Source organism: Pseudomonas sp. GL_139_B (assembly GCF_057834475.1).
Map to the genome: position 1 here is coordinate 3,643,732 of NZ_CM174403.1, position 23,314 is coordinate 3,667,045.

Consider the following 23,314-nt stretch of genomic DNA (forward strand, 5'->3'; position numbering starts at 1 on the left):
CCTATTGTGAGGAGCCCAAGTCTTGTGGCAGATCCAGGTCAAGGCGCCACACAAGCGCCTCGCCATCCGCACTGGCCTCGGTCTGCACCTTGCCTTGCAGCACTAGCACCAGGCGCTGGATGCTGGCATACGCCAACTGGGCTGATGGGGCCTCCTCGCCCGGCTCATGCCAAGGCGACAATTCAAGACTCAGGCGTAGAAAACCACGAGGCAGGATGCGCGTCGTCAGAACCAAAGAAATTCCAGGTGGCGATGTTCCCTGCAACAGGTAGGCAAACAGGCTTTCCAGCAATTGCCGGTAATGTCGGACATCGATCCAGGCGCTTTTCAAGGCCTGCAGGCCCGGCCCAAGATTCAACTGACAGCCCTTTGATTCGAGCTGCTGGCGTATCGGCCCGAGCAATTCTTCAGTCAGCACTCCCAGGTTATGGGCCTCACGCTGTGCCTCCTGATCGTGCGCATCCAGCATTATCCAGTCGTCGAGCCTGGCCAGGGAATGGCGCATGCTGTCGAGGTGCGGGGTCAGCTCGTTCAGAATGCGTTCAGGGTGGTCGACGTCTGACAACAGCACAGCCTTGAGGCCTTTCTGCATCGCCTCTATTTTCACCTTCAACTCCTGGCTGACCGCCGCCAGCGTGGAGCTTTTCAGGTGACTCTCGTAACGCGCTTCGGCACCTTCGTGACGCAATGTGGTGAGCAGCCTGTCGCGCTCAGTAAGATCGCGCATGCCACCGAACAGGGCGACCAGATTGCCCGCCTCGTTACGAAAAGGTGTACACCAGATATGCATGGCGATCGGTATCCCGTCGTACTCAACAACGACTTCAGCCACGAAGGGTTCTTCGCGGATGACCGCTTCGCGCAAACGCATTTGTGAGGGCTGGCGCATCTGCGCCGGAAGCCACATGGCCTGCGCAAGCGTAGTGCCGCGAATGTTCTCGAAGCTTTCACCTGTGTAAGCCAGGTAACGGCGATTACACATCAGCAGGCGTCCTTCCAGATCGCGCACAAACATTGGATATGGCGCCGAATCGAGCAACGCACGCAACAAATCGTACTCACGCAGCAGTTGCGGATCGAGGATGGACTCCTGCCCCACGCTGGGCTCTTCACCCGCGACCAAGCCAAACGTACGGGCCACTTCCAGCAACTGGAAATCACTGCTGACCTTGAGTTTCTGATGCAGGCGCGCTTTGTAGGTACTCACCGTTTTGTAGCTGAGGCTCAATTGCTCGGCGATGTCTTTGTTGTTGAGCCCTTGGCTGAGCATCTGCAAAACCGTGAGTTCGCGTCCAGACAGTTGCTCCAGTTCGCTCTCACCCTCACCGCGCATGCTTTGGGCGTCCTGACGGGCGACTTCACGCGGAAAATAACGGCGCCCATGGCTGAGCGCCAGAAGCGCACTTTCCAGTTCTGTCACGGCGTCGGTTTTGCTGACATAGGCATCCGCCCCGGCTTGTAGCGAACGGGTGGCGTAGAGACTGGCCTCCTGGACGCTATAGACCAGCAACTGGATGCCTTCGTGGCTGGCCCGTAGCCGGCGCAGCAGATCCAGACCGCCCAGACGCGGGACCAACAACTCGATGATCACCATATCCGGGTGCAACTGGCGGCATTGCATCAGCGCATCCTGGCCATTGTCGACTTCGGCCAGCACGGTATGGCCTGCACGCTCAAGCAACGCCCGCAGACCATTGCGAACGATGGGCAGATGGTCCACGAGCAGCACAGTGCCCATGTGTTTTTCCCTATGAGTCGGTTCCTGTGCCCAAGCATAGACCAGGGCAACAATAGAGAGTCACTCCTACAACCACGTTGAAACGGCTCCGACATCCCCGGCCATCCCCGACGAGCAGACTGCTGGCATCTACTTTCCAGCGCCCGCGAGGCTGCCATGACCACTTCCAACAATAAACCATCCACCCATCCGGCCTTTCAACGTACCCGCCTGGGGTGTGCCATCAGCCTGCTTTTGGCCGGTGTTTTCGCCTTCTGCGTGACAGAAGCCGAAGCCGAGGAGAATGCCGTTGAGCTTTCCGCCGACGACTTTGCCCCATCCTCCTCTGCCGCTGCCATCGCTGCCCCGTCGTACCTTCTGATCGCCATGCGCGCCGGTGAGCAGGCACCGCAGGTTTTCGCCAGACAATTGCTGGGCGCACCCGCCCCGCTGGTAGTTACCAGCGCCAATGGTATTGGCATTGCCAACGTTGGCGCCCATGACGACGCCACCGTCAACCTGAGTGCAACCCGTACCATAGGAGTGTTGGCGCAAGCGGCAAGCAGCGTCGGCTTCGAGCGCGGTACCGTCAACAGCACAGCACTGACCGCCGCCAATGCCCATGAGCAAACAGCGCTGCTGGCACGGGACGGCGGCCAGTTGAGCGGCACGGGGGTAACCGTCAACCTGGTTCCGAAGGCTACAAATGGGGCCATCATCACCGCGAACAACATGACGGGGGTCAGTGCGCAGGCGGGTGGTCAAGTATCGCTGCGCGACAGCGCCCTCACCCTCGGTGGTGGCGTTAACGGCCTGAACAACCAAGGGCTGGTGGCCTCGGGCACGGGCAGCCGCATCGACTTCCTCGGTGGTTCGGTCAGCACCCAATCCAAGGGCTCGATCGCTGCGCTCGCCCAGGACGGCGGAAAAATCACGCTCGGCCAGGGCAGCACCCTCACGACCAGTGGTGCCAACAGCCCAACCACCGGCAGCCATGGCCTGAAGGCCGACGGCGTGGGTAGCCAGATTAGCGCCAGCCAGATCAGCGTCACCACCAGTGGTGCCCAGGCCAACGCCGCCCGTGCCGAGAACGGTGCGCGTATTGACCTCGACGCGGCCACTCTGGATACCGGCAGCGCGGTGTATGGCCATGGCCTGCTGGCGACGGGTAACAACAGTCAGATCTCCCTCAACAACGGTTCCATTACGACTGCCGGTAAAGGCGCGGTCGGTGCCTGGGCGCGAGACGGCGCCCGTATCCAGCTGGGTCAAGGTACGCAAGTCAGCACCAGTGGCGCGTCTATCAGCAATGCTTCGGCACCGCTGGGTGAGAAAACCCTGAGCATCAGCCACGGGTTGTTGGCCAGCGGCAGTGGTAGCCGGATCGATGCGGCCGACGTTACGGTACGCAGCAGTGCCGTCTCTGCCAGCGGTGCCCGCGCCGAAGCGGGTGCAAACATCCAGCTTGAGCGCAGCGAGCTCACCAGTACCGGTGCCGCGACCAGCACCTCCAGCACCGCCGTGCTGCACGCACTGGGTGGTGCCAGCATCTTGGCCGATGCTGTCCGCTCCAGCGCAATCGGAAATTACATCGGCGGTATACGTGCCGAAGGCAGTGGCAGCAAGGTCACGTTGAACCAAGGCAGCGTAGCGCTCAAAGGCGCTGGCAGCGTCGCTGATTTCGCCTCGGCTGCCCGCGCCATGGATGGCGGTGCCGTGAGCATCGTGGGCAGCGAGTTGTCGAGCCAGGGAACCTTCAGCCACGGCGTCAGCGCCGAAGGCAATGGTTCCCGGGCCACCGTTACCGGTAGCAGCATCGACGTCGGTGGTGCCCGCGCCCATGGCGTTTATGTCAACGGTGGTGCCAGTGTCGAAGTGAGCAGCAGCGACATCCGTCTCGACCCTGCGGCCAATGCAGTCGGCCCCTGGGGTATCGGCGCGCTGGTTGAAGGCCAAGGCTCGCGCCTGCGCCTGAACGACAGCGAAGTGCGTACCACACAAAAAACCAGCTATGGCGTACGGGCCCTCGCCGGTGCCGACCTGGAACTCAACAACGGCCTGATCGACACACAAGGCAATTACTCGGCCGGGCTCAGTGCCGGCAGCTCAACGGTGATCGCCCGCAACCTGACCGTCCGGACCTCGGGTGATGACAATGCCATGGGTGTTGTGGCGGATACCGGTTCGACCATTACCTTGTACGGTGGATCGGTCACCACCAGTGGCAACGGTTCGCCGGTGCAATCGAACCTGACCTTCCCCCACGCCCTGGTCTCGCGTAACGAAGGTGCCCAGCTCAATGCGTATGGCACCAGCGTGCAGACCCTCGGCAGCCAAGCCTATGGAGCTGCGGTGGATGATGGCGGCAGCATGCGGCTGGAGGGGCTGACGGTGAAAACCGCGGGGCAATACTCGACGGGCCTGTACGCCGGCATCGGTACACTCAAACCCGGCCAAGTGAGTCTGACTGCCCGCAACGTGAGTGTCGAAACCCTGGGTCAACAGGCCGCTGGCGCACTGGTCAGCCGTCAGTACCAAACCGCTACCGCCACCCTCGAATTGATCGATTCCACGCTCACCACCCGAGGCCAGTTGTCCCATGGCCTGCAAGCAGAATCCGGGGCACAGCTTAGCGCCAGCAACAGCGCCGTCAGCACCCACGGCGACAGCGCTCTCGGCGTGCTGGCCAACAACCAGGCCGGCGTGCAACTCGACCAGGTCGCGGTTAACACCCACGGTGACCTGGCCCATGCTCTGGTGGCCAAAAACGGTGGCGTGCTGGACGTCACCCACAGCACCATCAATGCCGATGGCGGCCAGGCTGCGGCGCTGTACAGCCAAGGCACCGACGCCCTCAAAGGTCAGGCAAACGTGGACAATAGCGTGCTGCACAACCGGGAGGGCGCGACCGTTGCCGTCGCCGGCGTGGCCGATATCAAGTTGAACGACAGCATCGTGGGTGGCAGCGGTCAGTGGTTGAATGTCGACCGCGCACTGGCCAGCGATGGCAGCCAGGTGCCTGATATGGGCACTGGCCTGTGGCAAGGTGTCGGCCGCTCGCTGGCCAGCGCCGGCAATGCCAATATCGATGTGGCTGGCTCGGTACTCAACGGCTCGGCCCGTACTGCTGGCGACAGCCACTCCACCGTCAATTTGCGCGATACCAGCCTGTGGAACCTGACCGGAGAATCGAATCTGGGTACCCTGCGCAATGAGTCCAGCCTGATCGACTTCAGCGCGCCGCTGGGCGGGCAATTCAAGAATCTGACGGTCAACGACTATCATGGCGCCAACGGCACCTTCGCGCTGAACACTTACCTTTACACCGACGGCTCACCCTCCGACAAACTGGTGGTGAACGGCGGCAAGGCCGACGGCAACAGCAATCTGCTGATCAAGAATGCGGGGGGGCCCGGTGCCGTGACCCAAGGTAATGGCATCCTGGTGGTCGATGCAGTCAACGGTGCGACCACCACGCCCGATGCGTTCCGCCTGCTCAGCAGGGTCAAGGCCGGCCCTTACGAATACAGCCTGCACCGCGCCAGCCAGGATGGCAGCAACACCCAAGCCTGGTACTTGCGTTCGACCCGAGACGCCGATCCGGTTGACCCAGTTGAACCAGTTGAACCAGTGGTGCCGGTCGTCCCGATTGACCCGCAGGTTCCAGTAACCCCGATTACTCCGTCCAATCCGTTGGTACCGGTGGTGCAACCGCAGCAACCGCTCGCGCCAGTCCGGCAAGTGCCCAACTACCGCGCGGAAACCTCGCTGTACCGCGCTCTGCCTTCGATGCTCCTGCACTACAGCCATGCCATGGTCGATACCCTGCATGAACGCGTCGGCGAAGAACGCCGACTGGCCACCGACGCATTGCCTGCGGAAGCAGTCGACAGCTACGGCCCCAGCCTGGGCTGGGGCCGGTTGATCCATCGCAAGGGCAATGACGAACTGGGCGATAACGTACGCTCCGACTACCGGATTCAGGCTTTCCAGGTCGGTGCCGATCTGTACCGTAACGAAGACGTCGATGGCAGTACTGACCAGGCTGGCCTGTCGCTGAACATCGGCCGCATCGCCGGCAGCATTGAGCACAGTGATGGCGCCAACGCTGGGGACGACCTGCTGCACGCCTACGGTGTTGGTGGCTATTGGACGCACTTCGGCCCTGAAGGGTGGTACCTGGACGGCGTGCTTCAGTTCAACCGCTTCGACATCAAGGCAACCCCCAACGACATGGACGCGCTCAAGACCCGCGGCCGCGGGGTCACCGCCTCCCTGGAAGGCGGCTACCCGTTCCATGCCGAAAAAGACAAAAACCTGCACGTCGAGCCACAAGCCCAGGTGATCGTCAGCAAAGTCCGGATCGACAACAGCCATGACGCCGCCGCCCAGGTGCGCTTCGAGGATGTGGACTCCCTGACTGGCCGCCTTGGTGTGCGTATCGACAAGGACTGGTTCCGCGAGGACGACAAAGGCAAGGTACATCGCACCAACGGATGGATTCGCCCGAGCGTCTGGCACGAGTTCAAAGGCAGCGCCAAGACCGAGTTTTCTTCCGCCGACGGCTATGTTCCCTTCGGCACCGACATGAGCGGCACATGGGGCGAACTTAATCTGGGCGTCGACTATCAGGTTGATGAACGTACCACCGTCACTGGCTCGCTTGGCTATCAGAAAGCCTTTGGCGAAGACAGCCGAAGCTATGAAGGCATACTTGGGATCAAGGTGAAGTTTTGAGCAAAAACGCCCGGTTCAACCGGGCGTTTTCTATTCATCACGAAGAGCGACATTACCCCGCGAGCGACCTATGCTCTGGACGAGGACACCGACTTAATCGTGGAGTGAACCCACTATGACCTTGGCCCATAAACTGTTTGTTGGCGTCGCTCTGGCCTGCCTGCTGCTCGGCGCTTGCACCTCCCAAGTCACTGAGCGCGAGCAGTACTCCGGGTTCCTGTCCAACTACAACAACCTGGAAGAGGTGACCACCGCCACAGGTGAAAAGACCATGCGCTGGGTGAGCCCGTCATGGAACCCGAATGCTTATGACACCATTGCATTCAGAACGCTGGAATTTTATCCCGCGCCGAAACCCAATGAGCGGGTCAATCAGCAGACGCTCGCCGAGTTGCAGAACTACATGTCGAGGAAAGCCAAAAGCATACTGGGCCAAAAATACCGGAGGGCGTCTAGCGCGGCCGCGGCACCGGCCGGGTCACACCCCTTGGTCCTGCGTGCGGCAATCACTGGTGTCAGCGCTTCGAACGAAGGCATGAAGTGGTATGAAATTATGCCGATCGCGGCCGTTGTCGGAGCGACACAGGCCGCCACCGGTCACCGGGATCAAGACACCAACCTGTACATCGAAGCCGAGTTCATCGACGCGAGAACCCATCAGACCGTCGTCAAAGTGGTGCGCAAGGTATTCGGCACCCCGCTGGAGAACGACAAGCAGGCAATCACCATCAAGGACTTTAAAGCAGCTATCGACAAACTGAATACCGATCTCTGGACGTTCATCCACAGTTGACCGTTACAGAACTTTCCTTTTTTCTCCCTCCGCTAGCGTCCTGCCGACCGCTGCATCCCCGGCACTGGCCGGTGGTCGTTGCATTTCGATTGTCGCCAGCGTTTGGCTAAGCTTAATAAATCAGGGCGAACTGAAACCTGAGTGATTGCGACCCTCAACGGATCCGGGTTGGCATCAGGACGGTACTCCCAGAGGAGACGATCATGTATGCAGTTATAAGAACCTACCTGGGTGCTGGAGCAAAGCAGCTTTTCGAGCTTTTAGAAGAGCGTAACGTCGACATCGAAGCTACCTTGCGGACGGTGCCTGGCCTCGTAAGCTACACACTGCTGAATACGGGTGATGGTGGTACGGCGGTGACTGTTTGCACGGACAAGGCCGGCAGTGATGCGAGCTTGAAAGTCGCGCGTGACTGGATTCAGAAAAATACCTCGAATATCCACGCGAACCCGCCGATCGTAACGGAAGGTCCAGTCATCGTGCAGATCAACTAGGCGGCGCACAGGGATCGTCCGGACTCTGGGCGCGTTTCGAGCTCGTTGGGCTAATTTGCTGGCGATGCAGCGGTGCAGAATTCTTCGGGGTGCGCCAAGCCCTGATGCCGACCGGTCCGCATGATAGCGAGTGCTATACTTCGTTCAGATTGCATGAAGTGTGCAACCTTCGCCACGGTACAGATACCGATTGCAAATCTTGTTAACCGCTGCCGGACAGAGGAGGTCTACAGCTAACACGAGATGGGAGGTGTGGCATGAATCGACACTATTACATCAGTGACAATCTCAACGATCTCGAAACCGTTGAATATGAATTGGAAGCCAGCGGCATCAATTCCGAACAGATTCATGTGCTCAGTGAAAAAGTTGCTGATGTTGAACAACATCACCTCCACGAGGTTAACTCGTTAATGGAACAAGATGCTGTTCACTCTGGTGAGATTGGTGCGGTGATCGGTGTGCCACTCGCAGCACTGGTCCTGGGTGGCGCCTATTGGCTGGGCTGGACCGAATCCCCCGCAGGCTGGATGCCTTTTATCTTCCTTGCCATTGTTATTTTGGGCTTCTGCATCTGGGAAGGCGGCTTTTTTGGCTTCCAGGTGCCGAACACTCACTTCCGCAATTTCAAGCAGGCAGTAAAAGAGGGCAAACATATCTTCTTCGTGGATGTTGAACCGAATCAAGAATTGGCATTGGACCAGGTAATCGGACATCATCCAAGGCTCAAGATCGCCGGCACGGGAACGGCAGCCCCCCACTGGACTGTCGCCTGTCAGCACAAATGGCATCAGTTCAAACGAGTGATATCAGGTTAACTCCCGGAGACTCAGGGCCATCCGAAAGCTGCTTATTGGCCAAAGAAAATGACCCGGCTGAGGAAAACATAGTCTGCCTCGGTGGCCATCAGTCCGACGAGCACCAGCAAACACAAAGGTGGCACCAATATGGCGTAGACCATGGCCAACCGCTCCCAGGCCATATGCATGAAGATGGAGACAATTAAACCTGCCTTCAACAACATGAAAGTGATAATCAGGGACCACCGAAGGTAGCCATGGAAATGGAAATAGTCGACAAGGTACGACAGCGTACTGAGGACGAATAACAGCCCCCAGATTTTCAGGTACAAACTGATTGGATGTTGCTGACTCTGAGCATGTGCCATCACCCGTGCTCCTCTACCATAAATAGAAGAAAGCAAAAATAAACACCCACACCAAATCCACGAAGTGCCAGTAAAGCCCGGCTATCTCGACGTTCTGATAGTTTCCGGAGCGCTCATAATCGCCCCGCAATACTTTTATCGCCACAATGCTGAGGTAGATGGCGCCGATTGACACATGTAGTCCGTGAAAACCGGTAATCATGAAAAAGCAGGCACCAAATTGTGCTGCGCCCATGGGATTTCCCCAGGGACGTACCCCTTCTGCGATGAGCTTGCTCCATTCAAAAGCCTGCATGCTGACGAAGGTCACACCCAAGGCAGCGGTCGCCAGCATCAGGGCCGTGGTTTTCGCGCGATCACGGCGATAGGCGAAGTTAACGGCCATGGCCATGGTGCCGCTGCTACTGATCAGCACAAAGGTCATGATCGCGATCAGAATAAGCGGGATTTCTTTACCGCCGATCGTCAATGCGAACACTTCACTGGGGTTTGGCCAAGCCGTGGTGATGGTCATGCGTACCGACATATAGCCGGTTAAAAAACAGGTGAATATAAAAGTGTCGCTGAGCAGGAATATCCACATCATCGCCTTGCCCCAAGGGACCTGCTTGAAGGCCTCTCTATCCGAGGACCAATCGCTGGCGATACCTTGCCATCCCGGTGCAGGCAGAGAGTCTGGTGGATTGGATGAACTGGATTCGCCTGGGGCAAGTGGGTGCGATGCCATGGCTTTTCACCTCAGGCCGCAGAATCTGGCGATCGCGTCATAGGTTTGCGGCGTGCTGGCCAGCAAAGCGAATAGCACGAACCAAAGACCCAGCAAGTAGTGCCAATAGAGGGTACAAAGCTCTACGCCGACGCGCAGTTGCGGCAACGGCACGCGATGTAGGAATTTAGCAACGATGATGCCCCAGGCTATCAGCCCGCCCAGCAGGTGGATGCCATGCATGCCGGTCAACAGGTAGAAGAAACTGTTGGCCGGATTGCTGGCAACAAAGTAGCCCCAGGCGACAAACTGCTGCCAGACCCAGAGTTGTCCCGCCAGAAAGGCCATGGCAAACACGCCTCCCAATGCAAAACCAATGACTGTTGCACCCCGTCGCTCCCGTCGGGCGGCCATACACGACCACTGCAATGCGATGCAACTGAATACCAGAAAAGCCGAATTCAGCCATAACTGCCAGAGATTGGCTAACGGCGCCAAGGGCTCCGTCAGGGGCCGCCAGTCGGCCATTTGTGAACGGGCAATAAAGGCGATCAGGAAGAGAAAAAATAACGAACTCACCACCGCCAGAAACAAGCGCAGGCCCACTCTTGCGATTTGGCTTCTATCGGCACCCTCGGCGGACTGAGCATCCCCGGGATCGCGATTCCAACTGCCGCCGGGGCCTGCGCCGTCGGCGTTTCTCAATAGCAACCTGCTCATGTTTTAACGTCCGCTATCTTGGCTCCCGCACTCAGTTGCCGCATGTGCTCCAGCTCTTCGGCGGAGACCGTTTGCGGTACGAAATCCTGCTCTATCCCCGGCACACTGTAGTCATAGGCCCATCGATGCACGACCGGCAGCTTCGCGCCCCAGTTACCGTGTATCGGCGGGGTGTTCGGCGTTTGCCATTCCAGACTGGCCGCCCCCCAGGGATTACTGCCTGCGGGCTTGCCCTTAAATACACTCCAGGCCAGGTTGAACAGGAACAGCAGTTGGGAAACCCCGACGATCAATGCGACCACCGTAATGAAAGCATTCAAATCATGGGCCGACTGCGGGATGAACGCGTAGTTTTCATAGGCATAGTAACGGCGTGGCATGCCCTGGAATCCCAAGTAGTGCATGGGAAAAAAAATGGCGTAGGTGCCCAGAAAGGTAATCCAGAAATGCAGCTTGCCCAGGGTGTCATTCCACATGCGCCCGGTCACTTTCGGAAACCAATGATAAATGCCGCCGAACACCACCAGTACCGGTGCAACCCCCATGACCATATGAAAATGCGCTACGACGAAATAGGTGTCCGAGAGCGGAATATCCACGATCACATTGCCGAGAAACAACCCGGTCAGACCGCCGACCAGGAAGGTGACGATAAAGGCCAGGGCAAACAGCATCGGCACGGTCAGATGGATATCGCCCCGCCACAGGGTCAGGACCCAGTTGTAGACTTTCAGTGCGGTCGGCACCGCGATGATCAAGGTGGTAAACGCGAAGAAAAAGCCAAAGTAGGGGTTCATCCCGCTGACATACATATGGTGCGCCCAGACCACAAAGCTGAGTACGCCAATCGCAATGATGGCCCACACCATCATTCGATAACCGAAGATATTTTTACGCGCATGCGTGCTGATCAAGTCGGAGACCAGACCAAACGCAGGGAGAGCAACGATGTAGACCTCCGGGTGGCCGAAGAACCAGAACAGGTGCTGGAACAATATTGGGCTACCACCCTGGTGATCGAGCTGCTGCCCGAGCGAGATCATCGCCGGCATAAAGAAGCTGGTGCCCAACAGCTTGTCGAATAGCATCATGACCGCGCTGACAAACAACGCCGGGAAGGCCAACAAGGCCATGATCGAGGCCATGAAGATTCCCCAAACCGAGAGCGGCATGCGAAACAAAGTCATGCCGTGCGTGCGCGCCTGCAACACCGTGGTGACGTAATTCAAGCCACCCATGGTGGCTGCGACAATAAAAATCGCCAGTGAGACGAGCATCAGGACGATGCCCCACTCGACGCCCGGTGTCCCCTGTGAAATGGACTGTGGCGGATAAAGCGTCCAGCCCGACCCGGTGGGGCCGCCCGGAACAAAGAAACTGGAGAGCAATACCAGGACCGCTAGCAGGTAGAACCAGTAACTCAGCATGTTGACATAGGGGAAGACCATGTCGCGGGCGCCCACCATCAGCGGGATCAGATAGTTGCCGAAACCACCCAGAAACAACGCCGTCAGTAAGTAAATGACCATGATCATGCCGTGCATGGTCATCGCCTGATAATAAGTACTGGCATCCATGAACGCCAAACTACCAGGGAAGCCTATCTGCATGCGCATCAAGTCGGACAACACCACCGCGATAAGACCCACGAACAGAGCCGTCAAGGAATATTGAACAGCTATGACCTTGTGGTCCTGACTCCAGATATATTTGGTCAGGAAACTTTTGGGTTCGTGCAGTGCTTCTGTTTCGGCTTGCTCCGCATAGGCCATCACGTCATCCTCCTGTCGAAGTTTCGGTGCATTCCTGGCTGCTTTACGGCTACTTCCCTGGCTCCGCCTTGCTCGCATCGGCGTCGGCATTCGCTTTGGATTTGATAAAGGCGATCAGTGCGTTCAATTCCTGGTCACTCGGAGCAAAGACCGGCATGACGGCCGCATAGCCCTTGACGATTTTGGCGCTGGGATTAAGCACCGATTCTTTTATATAGCCCTCATCGACCTTGATACTCGTACCGTCGGCAAGCGTTTCTGTCTTGCCATACAGGCCCTGCCAACTGGGGCCGATGCCCTTGGTGCCATCGACGCTGTGGCAGGCCAGACAGCCAAACGACCCGGCCAGCCGCTGTCCCTGCGCCGCCAGGTCGTCACCTGGGCCCGACGCTTCGCTGGCAGAAGGTTCATTGTCTTGCTGCGCGGCACCCAGTGATTTGATCAGGGCGACGAGTGCGCCTAGTTCATCGTCATTGAGAGTATAGGTCACCATGATCGGCGGGTAGCCCTGTACCAATCGGGCCTTAGGTTCGAGAATCGACTCTTTCAGGTAGGCCTCATCGACCAGCACACGAGTGCCATCGGCAAGTTGTTCAGTGCGGCCATACAGTCCCTTCCATCCCGGACCGAGACTGGCTGTGCCATCCTGGCTATGGCAGGCACTGCAGCCGAGCTTTTCGACCAACTGGCGACCTTTTTCCAGCACGCTGTCCCGACTGGGCTTGGCAACGGTCGTTAATGTTTGCGCAAAAGTCGGTTGGCCTTTTAGCCATTGATCGAAGACGCCCTGTTCTTCCACGATCATATGACCGCGCATATTGTAATGACCTACACCACAGTATTCAGCGCACAGGGTTTCATATGTTCCGGTTTTAGTCGGCGTAAACCAAAAATACGACACCATCCCTGGCACCATATCCATCTTGCTGCGAATTTGCGGCACATAGAAATCGTGCAGAACATCTTTAGAGCGCAGTAGAACTTTCACTGGCCGATCGAGCGGAAGGTGAACTTCATTATTTATGACAAGCACATCGTCCTGCCCTGCAGGATCCTTGGGATCAAGGCCGAGGGGATTGGTGGAATCAATAAACTTAACATCCGATTTTCCCAGTTTTCCGTCTTGACCGGGAAAACGAAAGGCCCACTGCCACTGCTGGGCGACCACTTCAAGTTCGTAAGCATTTTTTGGCACCCGGATAAAATCGTTGTAAACAACCAGACCTGGCGCCAACATCCCGGCAATACCCACCGAGGTAACGATAATTAGCCATGCTTCCAACTTTTTATTTTCTGGCTGGTAGGCCGCCCGGGCCCCCTCTTTGTGACGATACCGCATCACCGCTACAGCCATAAATACTGTGATGGCAATGAAAAATATTCCGCTAATGATCAAGGTGAGAAACAGGGTGGTGTCTATGGAACCCCAGTTGGAAGCTGCCGGTGTCGCATGCCAGGGCGCTAGTATGTGGAATAGCACTGATGCAATAACGATTAGTATCAAGACAATTGCTATTGCCATTTCCTCTTCATCCTATTCCTGTTGTTCATTGGCGATGCAAAAGCATCGCCACTGACGTCCAAGCAGGGCAGACAAATACCACCCATACGGGCGGTAAAGTCTGTAAGAAGTATAGAGCCATCGGCTTGTACCGTGAGGTTGGCAAGGGCGTTCCGGTTGCCAGCTATACTTAATTTCTGATGACAGACGGCAGAGATCCGCCAGAAGCAGCCCCAACGGACGAACCCTGCCCTTGTATAGTCGTCAAACGTAAGAAACAGGAACGATAGCTACAGAGTCCAGCAAACCACATGGGAGGTTTCGTCATGAGTGCCCTGACGATCGAAGGCTGGTGCAAAACCAGCGGCACCCAAAAATCCACCCCGATGGGCGAAGTCCATTTCTACGTCGACGGACCTCTCCATCTCCGTCTGGAGGCGGCCGAAGAGCGCTTGCAGAAAACCCATGAGCCTGAAGCCATGGTCGATGTCGATATGGACTCGATGGAATTGATCATGCCCGAGGGATACGCCCCTTTGTCCGACTGCCAAATGCGTGTCTATTTGCACGAAGACCGCGGCCAGTTTCATCTGGTCGGGCACCGTTCGAGCGATGGCAGCTTGATCTATACCAACGCGGTGTTGATCGATCAGCTGCTTGAGTAGCGGCGGGGGTTTCTCTGCCGCACGGTTGAGGCTCCCAGGGTCCGCTTCTGTCTGTGAATTCCAGGGCACGACGTACAGAGCATCGCACCGTTCGAGGAACTGTGCCCACTGTTCAAGGATGTCTTCAAGTTTCACTGGAAGGATGAAAGCCGGCACGTCGTAGTGGATGAACTGCAACGGAAGTCGGAACACGAGAAGCGCTCACCAGCCGAACGCGACCAGTCGGTGAACGATCTGATTGCGCTGGTGGCGGCCGTCGACGCAATTTTTCAGGCGCAATCGGCATCCGATGCCGCTACTTTATTCGCAACGTTTCACGACCGTTCAGTGCCGATGAGACCGCGCAAATCAAAGCCTGTGTGCTAGGAGCCTAGCGCTGCCAATACATTATCTCGGGCGTACAGCGTCCGCACTTTGGCCTGTTGCCAAGCGGACGGGAGCGGGAATTATGTTAACGATCAATATTTGATGTCCCGAGCGTTGCTGCGTGTTTCTTGCTTGCTACTGCGCTTGTCCTGGCGACAGGCTGCATTGCTCTTGTCATTGTCCTTTCTGCAATCGTGCTTGGTTTGCCGTGCGTCGGAGCGCCCTGTTTGCCTCGTATCCCGTGCTTCACGCCGTTGTGATCCCTGCTCGGTCGCGTAAGCCGGTACCGAGACGCACTGCACACTCGCAGCGACAACCAGTGTCGCCAGGGCCATCAAGAAGTGCTTGCGAATCATGGTGTTCCTCCAATTCAAAAACTCAGTCGGCTTGCTCGCCCATCAGTACGCTCACCGAAGATGTTCAGGGGTCATTGCTCTTGCATTGTTCAGTCACACGCCACAAAACTTTTGTGGCGCCTGAAATCTGACGATAGGACCACCCAGGCATTCCTGCAAGGCGGTCAGGTCAATGAAAGTCGTCAAAACTCTGCATCTCTATCGCCTTACTGATACTCATCCTGCCGTTTGGCCCCCTCCACAGGATAGTTCGCGAGGTAACTGTTGACCGCGGTGCCTAGCGTCGGAAAAAACGCGGTTTCGCCAAACTGCGTGAAAAGCCCGAATCGTTTCAGTTTGTCCTTGACCGGGTCTTTCATCTCGGCCAGGCATAACTCGATGCCCGCCGCGCGCAAGGTTTCGTCCAGTTCGGCCAACATGTCGGCAGAGGTCACGTCCACACTGGTCATAGGTTCCGCCGCAACGACCACCCAGCGTACCGGCGTAGGGGACGTGGCCACCGCGTCCAGCACCCGCTCATTGAACAACTCGGCGTTGGCGAAAAACAAAGGCGCGTCCCAGCGGAAAAGGACCAGGCCGGGAAGGAGTCGTGCTTCAGGAAAACGCTTGATGTCATGGTAGCCCTGAAGGTCATCGACACGCCCCAACACCGTGGAGTACGGCCGCCAGCCATCCCACAGGAATTCAATCACCGCAAGCACGATGGCCAGGGCAATCCCCTCGATCGCACCAAACACAGCGACGCCGACGGTGCAGGCGATGGACAGCCAGAACTCCCACTGCTGAATGCGATAGATGCGTCGCAGATCCGTGATCTCGATCAAACCGATGGCCGATGCAATCACCACCGCCGCCAGCGCGCTGTTGGGCAGGTCCTGCAACAGGTTCGGCGCCACCAATAGCAGCAAGGCCACCGCCAGCGCTCCGACGACACCGGACAATTGGGTTTTGGCGCCTGCGGCCTCGGCCACCGGAGTCCGTGACGAACTGCTGCTGATTGGAAACCCCTGGAAAAACCCGGCCGCCAGATTGGCGACGCCGAGTCCCACCATTTCCTGGTTCGGATCAACGTAAGTGCGCGAACGTGCCGCATAGACACGAGAGAGCACGCTGGTGTCGGCGAACGAAACGAGCGCAACAGCAAAGCCGCCGATCAGGACCGGGACAATATCGGCTTGAGTGATCCAGGGAATGGCGAACGCAGGCATGCCTTGCGGAAGCTCGCCCAGGACCGATATTCCGTATTTCGAGGCAAGGTCCAGCACACCGACGGCGATGGTTGCGCCTGCCACGGCAATCAAAATACCCGGAATGCGTTTGTGCCCCTTGAGCAACAGGATGACCACCAACGTGGCAGCGCCGACCGCGAACGTGACCCAGTTGGTTTTTCCGTCCAGCACCGCAGTGATAATCGCCCACATGTTTCTCAGCGGTCCGGCTGACTCGATCTTGAAGCCGAAAAACTTGGGCAATTGGCTGATCAGTACGGTCAGCGCGATACCGTTCATGTATCCGTAGCGGATCGGTTTGGAGAGCAGTTCCGTGATGAAACCCAAGCGCGCTATGCCGGCCAGGATACAGACCACCCCCGACACAATCGCCATCATTCCCGCCAGGGCGACGGCGCGATACGGGTCGCCACCCGACAGCGGCAGGATCACGGCGAGGATGACGGCCGCCAGTGAGGAATCCGGCCCCAGTACCAAAATCCGGCTCGGCCCGAATAACGCATAAGCCAGTAACGGAATGATCGTCGCGTAGAGACCGTAGATGCCGGGTACGCCCGAAGCCACCGCGTAGGCGATACCCACTGGCACCAGCATGGTGGTCAGGACGAGTCCGGCGACGATGTCATTTCGCAACCAGGCTATTTGATAGGTGAGCAGCGTGTTCAGCCCCGGCAGCCAGCGGCGCCAGCTCTTCTGATCGGCGCCTGCTACCCGATGTGCAATACGACCCGGTTCCGGGGCGGAAGGTACAGAATTCGAATCGCTCATAGAACTGTAACCCCTTGGCGTACAGCGCGTAATGGCTTAGAGGCAGCGGCAGAATTGCCGTGCCCTCCTCTGCTCTTCATCCGCCGAGCGCGACGATCGCTACGATCAACACCGCGCCGGTGACCGCCATCGCAATCCCTCCTTGCCAGGGCTTTGCGCCTGCGTATCGCGCCAGTATCCAACCCGCGATGAACAGCACCACGAGCCCGACCACATTAGAGAGACGAACCGCGAGCGCCGTGTCTTCGAGCAAGATGAAAGGCACCACGAGTGGAAAGGTTGATGCCACTACCAACAGGAAAACGCCCAGTGCACCTTTGAAATCATCCCAGCCGAGACCCGACTTTACTGACGTGGCCGGGTACTCGACCAAGCGACTGCGCAGCAATTCCAGGGTCTCGGTCTTGGCTGCTGCCGCCAGATGCGATGGTAGTGCACCCGCCACGAGCGCCTGGCCGGTGGCCGCGTCCGCCCCGCCGAGCTTCTCGTATAACGTGTATTTGCGCGTGCGATCGATCAAGGCTCGCAGTAGATACATCACCGCGTCTGCAAGACCCCAGGCCAGATTGCAACCGAGTGCGGCGAACATCATGGTACGTTCCGCCTCCTGGCCCGATGTTGCCACGCTGATTGTCCCAGTGAAGGTCATCGCCATGAGCAGGCCGAAGATGACCTCTGTGACACGGTCGACAGGGTCGAGTATTCGAGCCCGCTTCTGTCCTGCGTTGTTTGGCATGCGTCCTACCTCGCTGAGGAATACTCGTGTGGTGCAGGTTTCATAGGCCATAGCACAGCGCTATCAGGCGGTGCTCTTCTTCGATTGTCACTTTATTGTAGTGACAAAAAAATTTGTCGCCGACATCGTGCGCGACGTCTGCAACGACGCCTGCGAAGCGGTCTCTATAACTGTTAGCACGCAAATGCCTGCCTTGCCTGTCCGCATCAATCTCCCGCCAGCAGCCTCCCTGACCTGTTACAACGCATTACATCAGCAACGACTAAGCTTTTGAAGACAAGTCTCATCCACCTGGAGATTCCCGTGGGCGCCATGCCGCTGTCTGAACTCGATGCCGCCCTGCCCGGTCTGGCCCGCAGAATCCGCGTATTGGATGCCTTGGCTTGGCCCGATGGCGTCGAAGAAGCCTTCCTCGCGAATTGGCGTAACGGGCATGCACAGTTGCCGAACGTCGAACTGCGTCCGCGTGACCACAGCGCCGACATCGCCGCGCTGGAATCCTTTGTCGACCATTGTGATGAGGCGCATCCTGCCGGGAACTACCTCGCCATGACAGCGCGAAGCTATGCCACGGCCGGACGCCTGCTGGGGGCTATTGGCACTCCCGCCTTTACGGACTATTCATCAGCGCTGTATCGGCGCCCGGATTTCTATTACCCACGCCTCCACCTGAGCATGCTCGACGCCGCCCGGTTCTTCCTCAACACCACCGACGCCCTTCTGGGCAGTGCCCGGATTCCACCGAGCCCGGCCGAGATCCCGGCCGAGGCCTTTGCCGCCTGGATGCAGCCTGAACTGGACCGTTTCTTCGGCGAGGGGCGGATCACGGTCGTGCTCGATCCGACCCTGGCCGCCAAGGCCATCGCCGGGGCAAGCCGTATCCGTCTGCGCGCCAGCGCGCAGTTCACTGAATTGGACAAGAATCAGCTACTGCAGCACGAGGCGTTCGTGCATATCGCCACGGCACAAAACGGCGCGCGCCAACCCAATCTCAAAAGCCTCGGCCTTGGGGCGCCACGCACGACACAGACTCAGGAGGGTATTGCCACCTTGGCCGAGCTGTTCACCGGCAGCATGGACATCAACCGCTTGCGTCGCCTCGCCTTGCGCGTGCTCGCCGTCCAGCAAGCGTTGGAAGGCGCCGATTTTATTCAGGTATTCGAAGGCTTTCTGGCCGCCGGCCAATCGCAAGAGGAGTCGTTTCGCTCCACCCAGCGGGTGTTCCGCGGCGCCGACCTGCACGGCGGGTCGGCGTTTACCAAGGATGCCGCTTACCTGACTGGCTTGATCGGCGTGCATACCCTGCTGCGCATCGCAATCCGCGACAACCGGCCGGAACTGGTCGGCCATTTGTTTGCCGGGCGCCTCAGCCTGGTTGACACCGTACGCCTGGCGCCACTGTTCGAATCTGGCTGGCTCCAGGGGCCGGTCTATGTTCCAGCCTGGGCCAGCGATCTGCGCCTGCTCGCCGCCAACCTCGCCTTCTCTGCCTTTATTGCCCGGATCAAGCTGGACGTGCTCGATCTGGAAGTACTCATGGCATTTGCAGACGAGCACGAAATCGATGCCAGTGCCCTGTGATGACGAGGCCTACGAACTGAATGGTGTTGGTTTGAGCGTCTGGTGCGAATTGAATGAACGTAAATAAATGGCAGAAATTTTTTGTTTGCTACGCTTATGGAGCGGCATCGAAGCAGGGGTCTGGGGTTAGCAAAGTCGGACCTCACCAGCCTGGCATTGATCCACTCATTCCAAACTTGCCTGACCACATGGAGATGCAATGCGCATTCCATCACTCTACACGTTGTCAGCTGTCCTTATTTTGAGCGGAACTTTCTGCGTATCGCAGGCAGCAATGGCAGCTTCAAGCACGACCACTGCCGTGCCAGCGCCCGCCAGTACAACGCTTAAAGATGCCGTGTTTACCCAGGAACAGCTGGATCAAATGCTGGCGCCCATTGCGCTGTACCCGGATCCACTGCTGGCACAGATACTGATGGCCAGTACGTATCCCGGGGAATTCACCGAGGCAGTCGCCTGGTCTAAAGCCAACCCGAATGCCAAGGGCGACGATGCAGTCAAACAAGTGCAGAACAAGCCTTGGGATCCGAGTGTACAGGCGCTCGTCGCCTTCCCGCAGGTGTTGGCCACGCTGGGACAGGATCCTGTGGCGGTACAACGCCTGGGTGATGCCTTCCTGGCGCAGCCCGACGATCTCATGGCAGCAGTGCAACGCTTGCGTCATCAAGCGCAAGCAGCAGGTAATCTGGAAAGCAACCAATATCAGAACGTGACGATTCAGAATCATCCAGCACCGGCAGCCACGTCACCAGCGGTGGCCCCGGCCCCGGCCCCGGCCAGCACCATCATTATTCAGCCCGCCGATCCACAGGTTGTATACGTCCCCACTTATAACCCGACAACGACCTACGGCACCTGGCCTTATCCTGCTTCACCTCCCGCGTACTACCCACCGCCGCCAGCTTATTACCCCGGTCAGGCCTTGTTGACCGGTCTGGCGTTTGGTGCGGGGGTGGCTATCGTCGGTTCGTTGTGGGGTGATTGTGACTGGGGTAATAACGACGTCGACATCGATGTCGAACGCTACAACAACATCAACGGTAACAACCGAATCAACGTTAATCAGAACAAGTTCCAACATAACTCTGCGCATCGCAATGGTGTTCCCTATCGCGACGCCAGAAGTCGCGAACAATACGGTCGTCAACTCAACGGTGCCAATCAGCGTGAAGCCTATCGAGGGGATACTCCTCAGCGAGCCCAGCAGCGTGAAAATGCCCGTGGTTCGATGGACAGGGCTGGTATCGAACGACCTGCTACCACCAACCGCGAAGCCCGTGATCAAGCGCGCGATGCCCAGGCCAGAGGCGTGGACAACAATCGGGCACAAGGTGGTACAGACAGGGATGCGGCCAGACAAAATGCAGCCAATAGACAGAGGGCGGCTGAAAGACAAAGTGCAACTGACAGGCAGCAGGCTTCTAACAGAGGCCAGGGCACTGACAGAAACACTCGCGACAATCAGCAACCCAGGAAACAGACCGCTGATGCCAAACAGCGCCAGGGTAACGCGCAGGCGCGCCAAACCACGAAAAGCCGGCCGACCACGCAGGCCGCCAACAAGGGCAGTGCCCGCAACAATGCATTCGCTGGCGCGCGCTCACCGTCCCAAGTCAACGCACAAGCCAATCGTGGCCGGGCCAGCCAGGCCTCTGCCCAGCGTCCCAATGCCTCACGATCAGCCGGCAAGCAGGTCAGTCGGCCGTCCAATCCACCAGCGCGTCAAAGTCAAAGGGGTGGCCGTCGTTGAATAATATTCCTCGAGTGAAGGTACTCATGGGCTTGCTTCTTCGGTCCTTGGCGATAACGGCAGGCGTTGCGTGGTCCTGCATGGTCATGGCACATGAGGAGTTTGCAACGCCCGAAAAGGCCGCTCAAGCGTTCGTCGAAGCATTGGGTACGAAACAGGCCAACAATGAACGCCTGACAGAGCTACTGGGTAAAGAATGGCGCAGTTACATCCCTCGCGAAGGCTCGGAGCGCAAAGATGCCGATGCGTTTTTGAAGCTGTACCACGAGCAAAACCACATTGAAAAAACCAGCGACGGCAAGGCGATCCTGTCGGTCGGAACCAACAACTGGCCAATGCCTATTCCCATCGTAAAAGGCACAAACGGTTGGCACTTCGACATCAAGGCCGGCAGTGCTGAAATTCGAGCACGTCGAATTGGCCGCAACGAACTCGCCGCCTTGCAATCGGCGCGGGCCTATCACGACGCCCAGATGGATTATGCGTCAGTGGATCGTGACGGTGACGGCGCCCTTGAGTATGCGCAGAATATCTACAGCGCCCCCGGCAAGCACGATGGACTTTATTGGGCAGACGACGATAGCGGTCAGATCAGCCCGTTGGGTCCCTCCTTCGGCAACACCATTGCCGGAGAACCCTGGCATGGTTACTACTTCCGCATCCTGACTGGCCAAGGCCCTTCGGCACCGGGTGGCGCCTACAGCTACCTCATCGGTGACAAGATGAGCCGAGGTTTTGCACTGATCGCCTGGCCGGCGAAATACGCAGATACCGGTGTGATGAGTTTCATGATCAGTCATGAAGGCCAGGTGTTCGAGAAAGACTTGGGCCCCAATGGTGAAAAGCTGGCGCAGTCGATGAAGCTCTTTGATCCGGATAGCAGCTGGAAAGAAGTCACGGTAGATCAAGACTAGAACCTGGCAGTAAAACTGCCGCTGCGCCGGTACTTCGGTACCCGGCGCCAGCGGTAAGACCACGCCAACCCGCCTCAGTTGCAATGGATAGCCTGCATGGGACAGTAAACCTACAACCTCCCTCCAGACCCCGAGTAACCCACGCCCTGCACCTTGCCCTTTTCATCCGACAGGCACGACCACGGCGCATCGGCATCAGGTACTTTTATTTCCACACCAATGCCCGCCTCAGCAAACAACACATCAGTTACCTTCAGCTTGTCCTGGGCAACTCCGGTCGCTTTTGCCACGGCTTTCAAACAGGCCTGCTGGGCTTTGGGATATTGCTGGGAAAGATTATTCGCTGCGCTCGGCGGGGTGGCGGCGTTAGCAAGGGCGCTGGCCAGTAATATCGCTGTTGAGATAAAGATTTTCATGGTGTGAACGGCGCCTCATGTGCCAGATAACCCGAATGAAACGGTCCCTTTTGTCCTCTGGAACCCACCACAGTGCAGTGTAGATCAATGCACTGTCGCACTATCCGACCATCCCGCAATGGCGAGAGAGATCAGCTAAAGAATTTCGTATACCCTAGCGCTATCTCACTCCAAACGACCGCCGACGTGAACCTACCCAAACTCAACGCACCCGACCTTGGCAATACACCTTCGACGTCGGAAATCATCACCCGCCATCTGCGAGACGCGATCGTCGCCGGACATTTTGCCGAGGATGAACCGATTCGCCAGGACGACATTGCCCGTCAGTTCAACGTCAGCAAAATTCCGGTGCGCGAGGCCCTCAAGCGACTGGAGGCCGAAGGCCTGGTGATGTTCCAGCGCAATCGAGGCGCAATGGTCACGCGGATTTCCGATGCGGAACTGGCGCAGATGTTCGAAGTGCGCATGTTGCTGGAAGACAAGGTGTTGCGCCTGGCCATTCCCAACATGACCGAACAGACCTTCGCCCGTGCCGAGAGCATCTGCCAGGAGTTCATCGGCGAAGACGACGTAGGTCGCTGGGCCGAGCTCAACTGGGAATTGCATTCCTGTCTTTACGAGCCGGCGCAGCGGCCGTTTCTGGTGAGTCTGATTCGTTCGGTCAACGACAAACTGGAGCGTTATCTGCGCATGCAGATGAGCCTGTCCGCCGGCAAGGAGCGCGCCGATCACGAGCACCGCGAGATTCTGGCGGCCTGCCGTGCCGCAGATGTGGAGCTGGCGGTGAAGCTGTTGGATGAGCACATTGCGGGGGTCTGCAAGACCCTCTTTGAGCATCTGCCCCACGCTCATTGATCGCTGTGCCGATTTCGTCATCGGCACCGGTTAAATCCATCAAGCCGGCACCCGCCCCCTCGGGCCA

General features: G+C 58.0%; 18 protein-coding genes and 1 pseudogene. 10 read left to right on the plus strand and 9 right to left on the minus strand.

Translation table 11 applies throughout. The features are described 5' to 3' along the window. Position 1: 1 nt before the first annotated feature. Positions 2-1,738, minus strand: coding sequence for a response regulator (locus tag AC3ISI_RS16540; RefSeq protein ID WP_489332895.1), 1,737 nt, complete (start codon positions 1,736-1,738; stop codon positions 2-4). Positions 1,739-1,894: 156 nt separating this feature from the next. On the opposite strand from AC3ISI_RS16540, the gene AC3ISI_RS16545 reads away from it, so the two are divergent. The 4 genes from AC3ISI_RS16545 to AC3ISI_RS16560 all read left to right on the plus strand — a co-directional run bounded on the left by AC3ISI_RS16545 (position 1,895) and on the right by AC3ISI_RS16560 (position 8,559). Continuing rightward, positions 1,895-6,454 (plus strand): autotransporter outer membrane beta-barrel domain-containing protein, encoded by a 4,560-nt coding sequence (locus AC3ISI_RS16545; RefSeq protein WP_489332896.1) that lies wholly within the window; start codon positions 1,895-1,897, stop codon positions 6,452-6,454. Between the two features lie 115 nt (positions 6,455-6,569). Beyond that, positions 6,570-7,247, plus strand: a complete 678-nt coding sequence (locus AC3ISI_RS16550) for a DUF3313 domain-containing protein (RefSeq protein WP_489332897.1) — start codon at positions 6,570-6,572, stop codon at positions 7,245-7,247. A 203-nt stretch (positions 7,248-7,450) separates the two neighbouring features. Further along, entirely contained in the window at positions 7,451-7,741 is a 291-nt protein-coding gene (locus AC3ISI_RS16555; RefSeq protein ID WP_489332898.1) for a hypothetical protein, read from the plus strand. Between the two features lie 257 nt (positions 7,742-7,998). Beyond that, positions 7,999-8,559, plus strand: a complete 561-nt coding sequence (locus AC3ISI_RS16560; RefSeq protein ID WP_489332899.1) for a magnesium transporter — start codon at positions 7,999-8,001, stop codon at positions 8,557-8,559. Between the two features lie 32 nt (positions 8,560-8,591). Here the strand turns inward: AC3ISI_RS16560 and AC3ISI_RS16565 are convergent, their stop codons facing one another. The 5 genes from AC3ISI_RS16565 to AC3ISI_RS16585 are packed head-to-tail and all read right to left on the minus strand — an operon-like array spanning position 8,592 to position 13,629. Beyond that, on the minus strand, positions 8,592-8,909 hold the full coding sequence (locus tag AC3ISI_RS16565; RefSeq protein WP_489332900.1) for a cytochrome C oxidase subunit IV family protein: 318 nt from the start codon (positions 8,907-8,909) through the stop codon (positions 8,592-8,594). Positions 8,910-8,922: 13 nt separating this feature from the next. Continuing rightward, positions 8,923-9,636, minus strand: a complete 714-nt coding sequence (locus tag AC3ISI_RS16570; RefSeq protein WP_489332901.1) for a heme-copper oxidase subunit III family protein — start codon at positions 9,634-9,636, stop codon at positions 8,923-8,925. Between the two features lie 6 nt (positions 9,637-9,642). Beyond that, complete coding sequence (locus AC3ISI_RS16575; RefSeq protein ID WP_489332902.1) at positions 9,643-10,335, minus strand: cytochrome c oxidase subunit 3; 693 nt, start codon at positions 10,333-10,335, stop codon at positions 9,643-9,645. Beyond that, positions 10,332-12,107 carry a cytochrome c oxidase subunit I gene (gene ctaD / locus AC3ISI_RS16580; protein ID WP_489337732.1) on the minus strand — a complete coding sequence of 592 codons (1,776 nt, stop codon included), beginning with the start codon at positions 12,105-12,107 and terminating at the stop codon, positions 10,332-10,334. Before ctaD ends, AC3ISI_RS16575 begins: the two co-directional genes overlap by 4 nt. A gap of 49 nt (positions 12,108-12,156) precedes the next feature. Beyond that, positions 12,157-13,629 carry a cytochrome c oxidase subunit II gene (locus AC3ISI_RS16585; protein ID WP_489332903.1) on the minus strand — a complete coding sequence of 491 codons (1,473 nt, stop codon included), beginning with the start codon at positions 13,627-13,629 and terminating at the stop codon, positions 12,157-12,159. A 305-nt stretch (positions 13,630-13,934) separates the two neighbouring features. Between AC3ISI_RS16585 and AC3ISI_RS16590 the strand changes: the two genes are divergently transcribed. Further along, a complete protein-coding gene (locus AC3ISI_RS16590) occupies positions 13,935-14,273 on the plus strand; it encodes a hypothetical protein (protein ID WP_489332904.1) in 339 nt (112 codons plus the stop codon). A gap of 66 nt (positions 14,274-14,339) precedes the next feature. Then, positions 14,340-14,644 (plus strand): annotated as a pseudogene (locus AC3ISI_RS16595) (hypothetical protein); the annotation flags it as partial. Positions 14,645-15,201: 557 nt separating this feature from the next. On the opposite strand, the gene AC3ISI_RS16600 reads toward AC3ISI_RS16595, so the two are convergent. Together AC3ISI_RS16600 and AC3ISI_RS16605 are read right to left on the minus strand one after the other, a co-directional pair. Beyond that, positions 15,202-16,992 carry a SulP family inorganic anion transporter gene (locus tag AC3ISI_RS16600; RefSeq protein ID WP_489332905.1) on the minus strand — a complete coding sequence of 597 codons (1,791 nt, stop codon included), beginning with the start codon at positions 16,990-16,992 and terminating at the stop codon, positions 15,202-15,204. Between the two features lie 76 nt (positions 16,993-17,068). Then, positions 17,069-17,728 carry a hypothetical protein gene (locus tag AC3ISI_RS16605; protein ID WP_489337733.1) on the minus strand — a complete coding sequence of 220 codons (660 nt, stop codon included), beginning with the start codon at positions 17,726-17,728 and terminating at the stop codon, positions 17,069-17,071. Between the two features lie 303 nt (positions 17,729-18,031). On the opposite strand from AC3ISI_RS16605, the gene AC3ISI_RS16610 reads away from it, so the two are divergent. From AC3ISI_RS16610 to AC3ISI_RS16620, 3 genes are all read left to right on the plus strand, one after another. Next, positions 18,032-19,309 (plus strand): peptidase MATCAP family protein, encoded by a 1,278-nt coding sequence (locus tag AC3ISI_RS16610; RefSeq protein ID WP_489337734.1) that lies wholly within the window; start codon positions 18,032-18,034, stop codon positions 19,307-19,309. Between the two features lie 199 nt (positions 19,310-19,508). After that, positions 19,509-21,059, plus strand: a complete 1,551-nt coding sequence (locus AC3ISI_RS16615) for a DUF3300 domain-containing protein (RefSeq protein ID WP_489332906.1) — start codon at positions 19,509-19,511, stop codon at positions 21,057-21,059. Between the two features lie 26 nt (positions 21,060-21,085). Next, positions 21,086-21,973, plus strand: coding sequence for a DUF2950 domain-containing protein (locus tag AC3ISI_RS16620; protein ID WP_489332907.1), 888 nt, complete (start codon positions 21,086-21,088; stop codon positions 21,971-21,973). Between the two features lie 110 nt (positions 21,974-22,083). On the opposite strand, the gene AC3ISI_RS16625 is transcribed toward AC3ISI_RS16620, so the two are convergent. Beyond that, positions 22,084-22,389 carry a hypothetical protein gene (locus AC3ISI_RS16625; RefSeq protein WP_489332908.1) on the minus strand — a complete coding sequence of 102 codons (306 nt, stop codon included), beginning with the start codon at positions 22,387-22,389 and terminating at the stop codon, positions 22,084-22,086. Between the two features lie 186 nt (positions 22,390-22,575). Between AC3ISI_RS16625 and AC3ISI_RS16630 the strand changes: the two genes are divergently transcribed. Then, the gene (locus tag AC3ISI_RS16630) at positions 22,576-23,247 is read left to right on the plus strand and encodes a GntR family transcriptional regulator (protein ID WP_489332909.1); all 672 of its coding nucleotides are present in this window, start codon (positions 22,576-22,578) and stop codon (positions 23,245-23,247) included. The last annotated feature ends 67 nt before the right edge of the window (positions 23,248-23,314 follow it).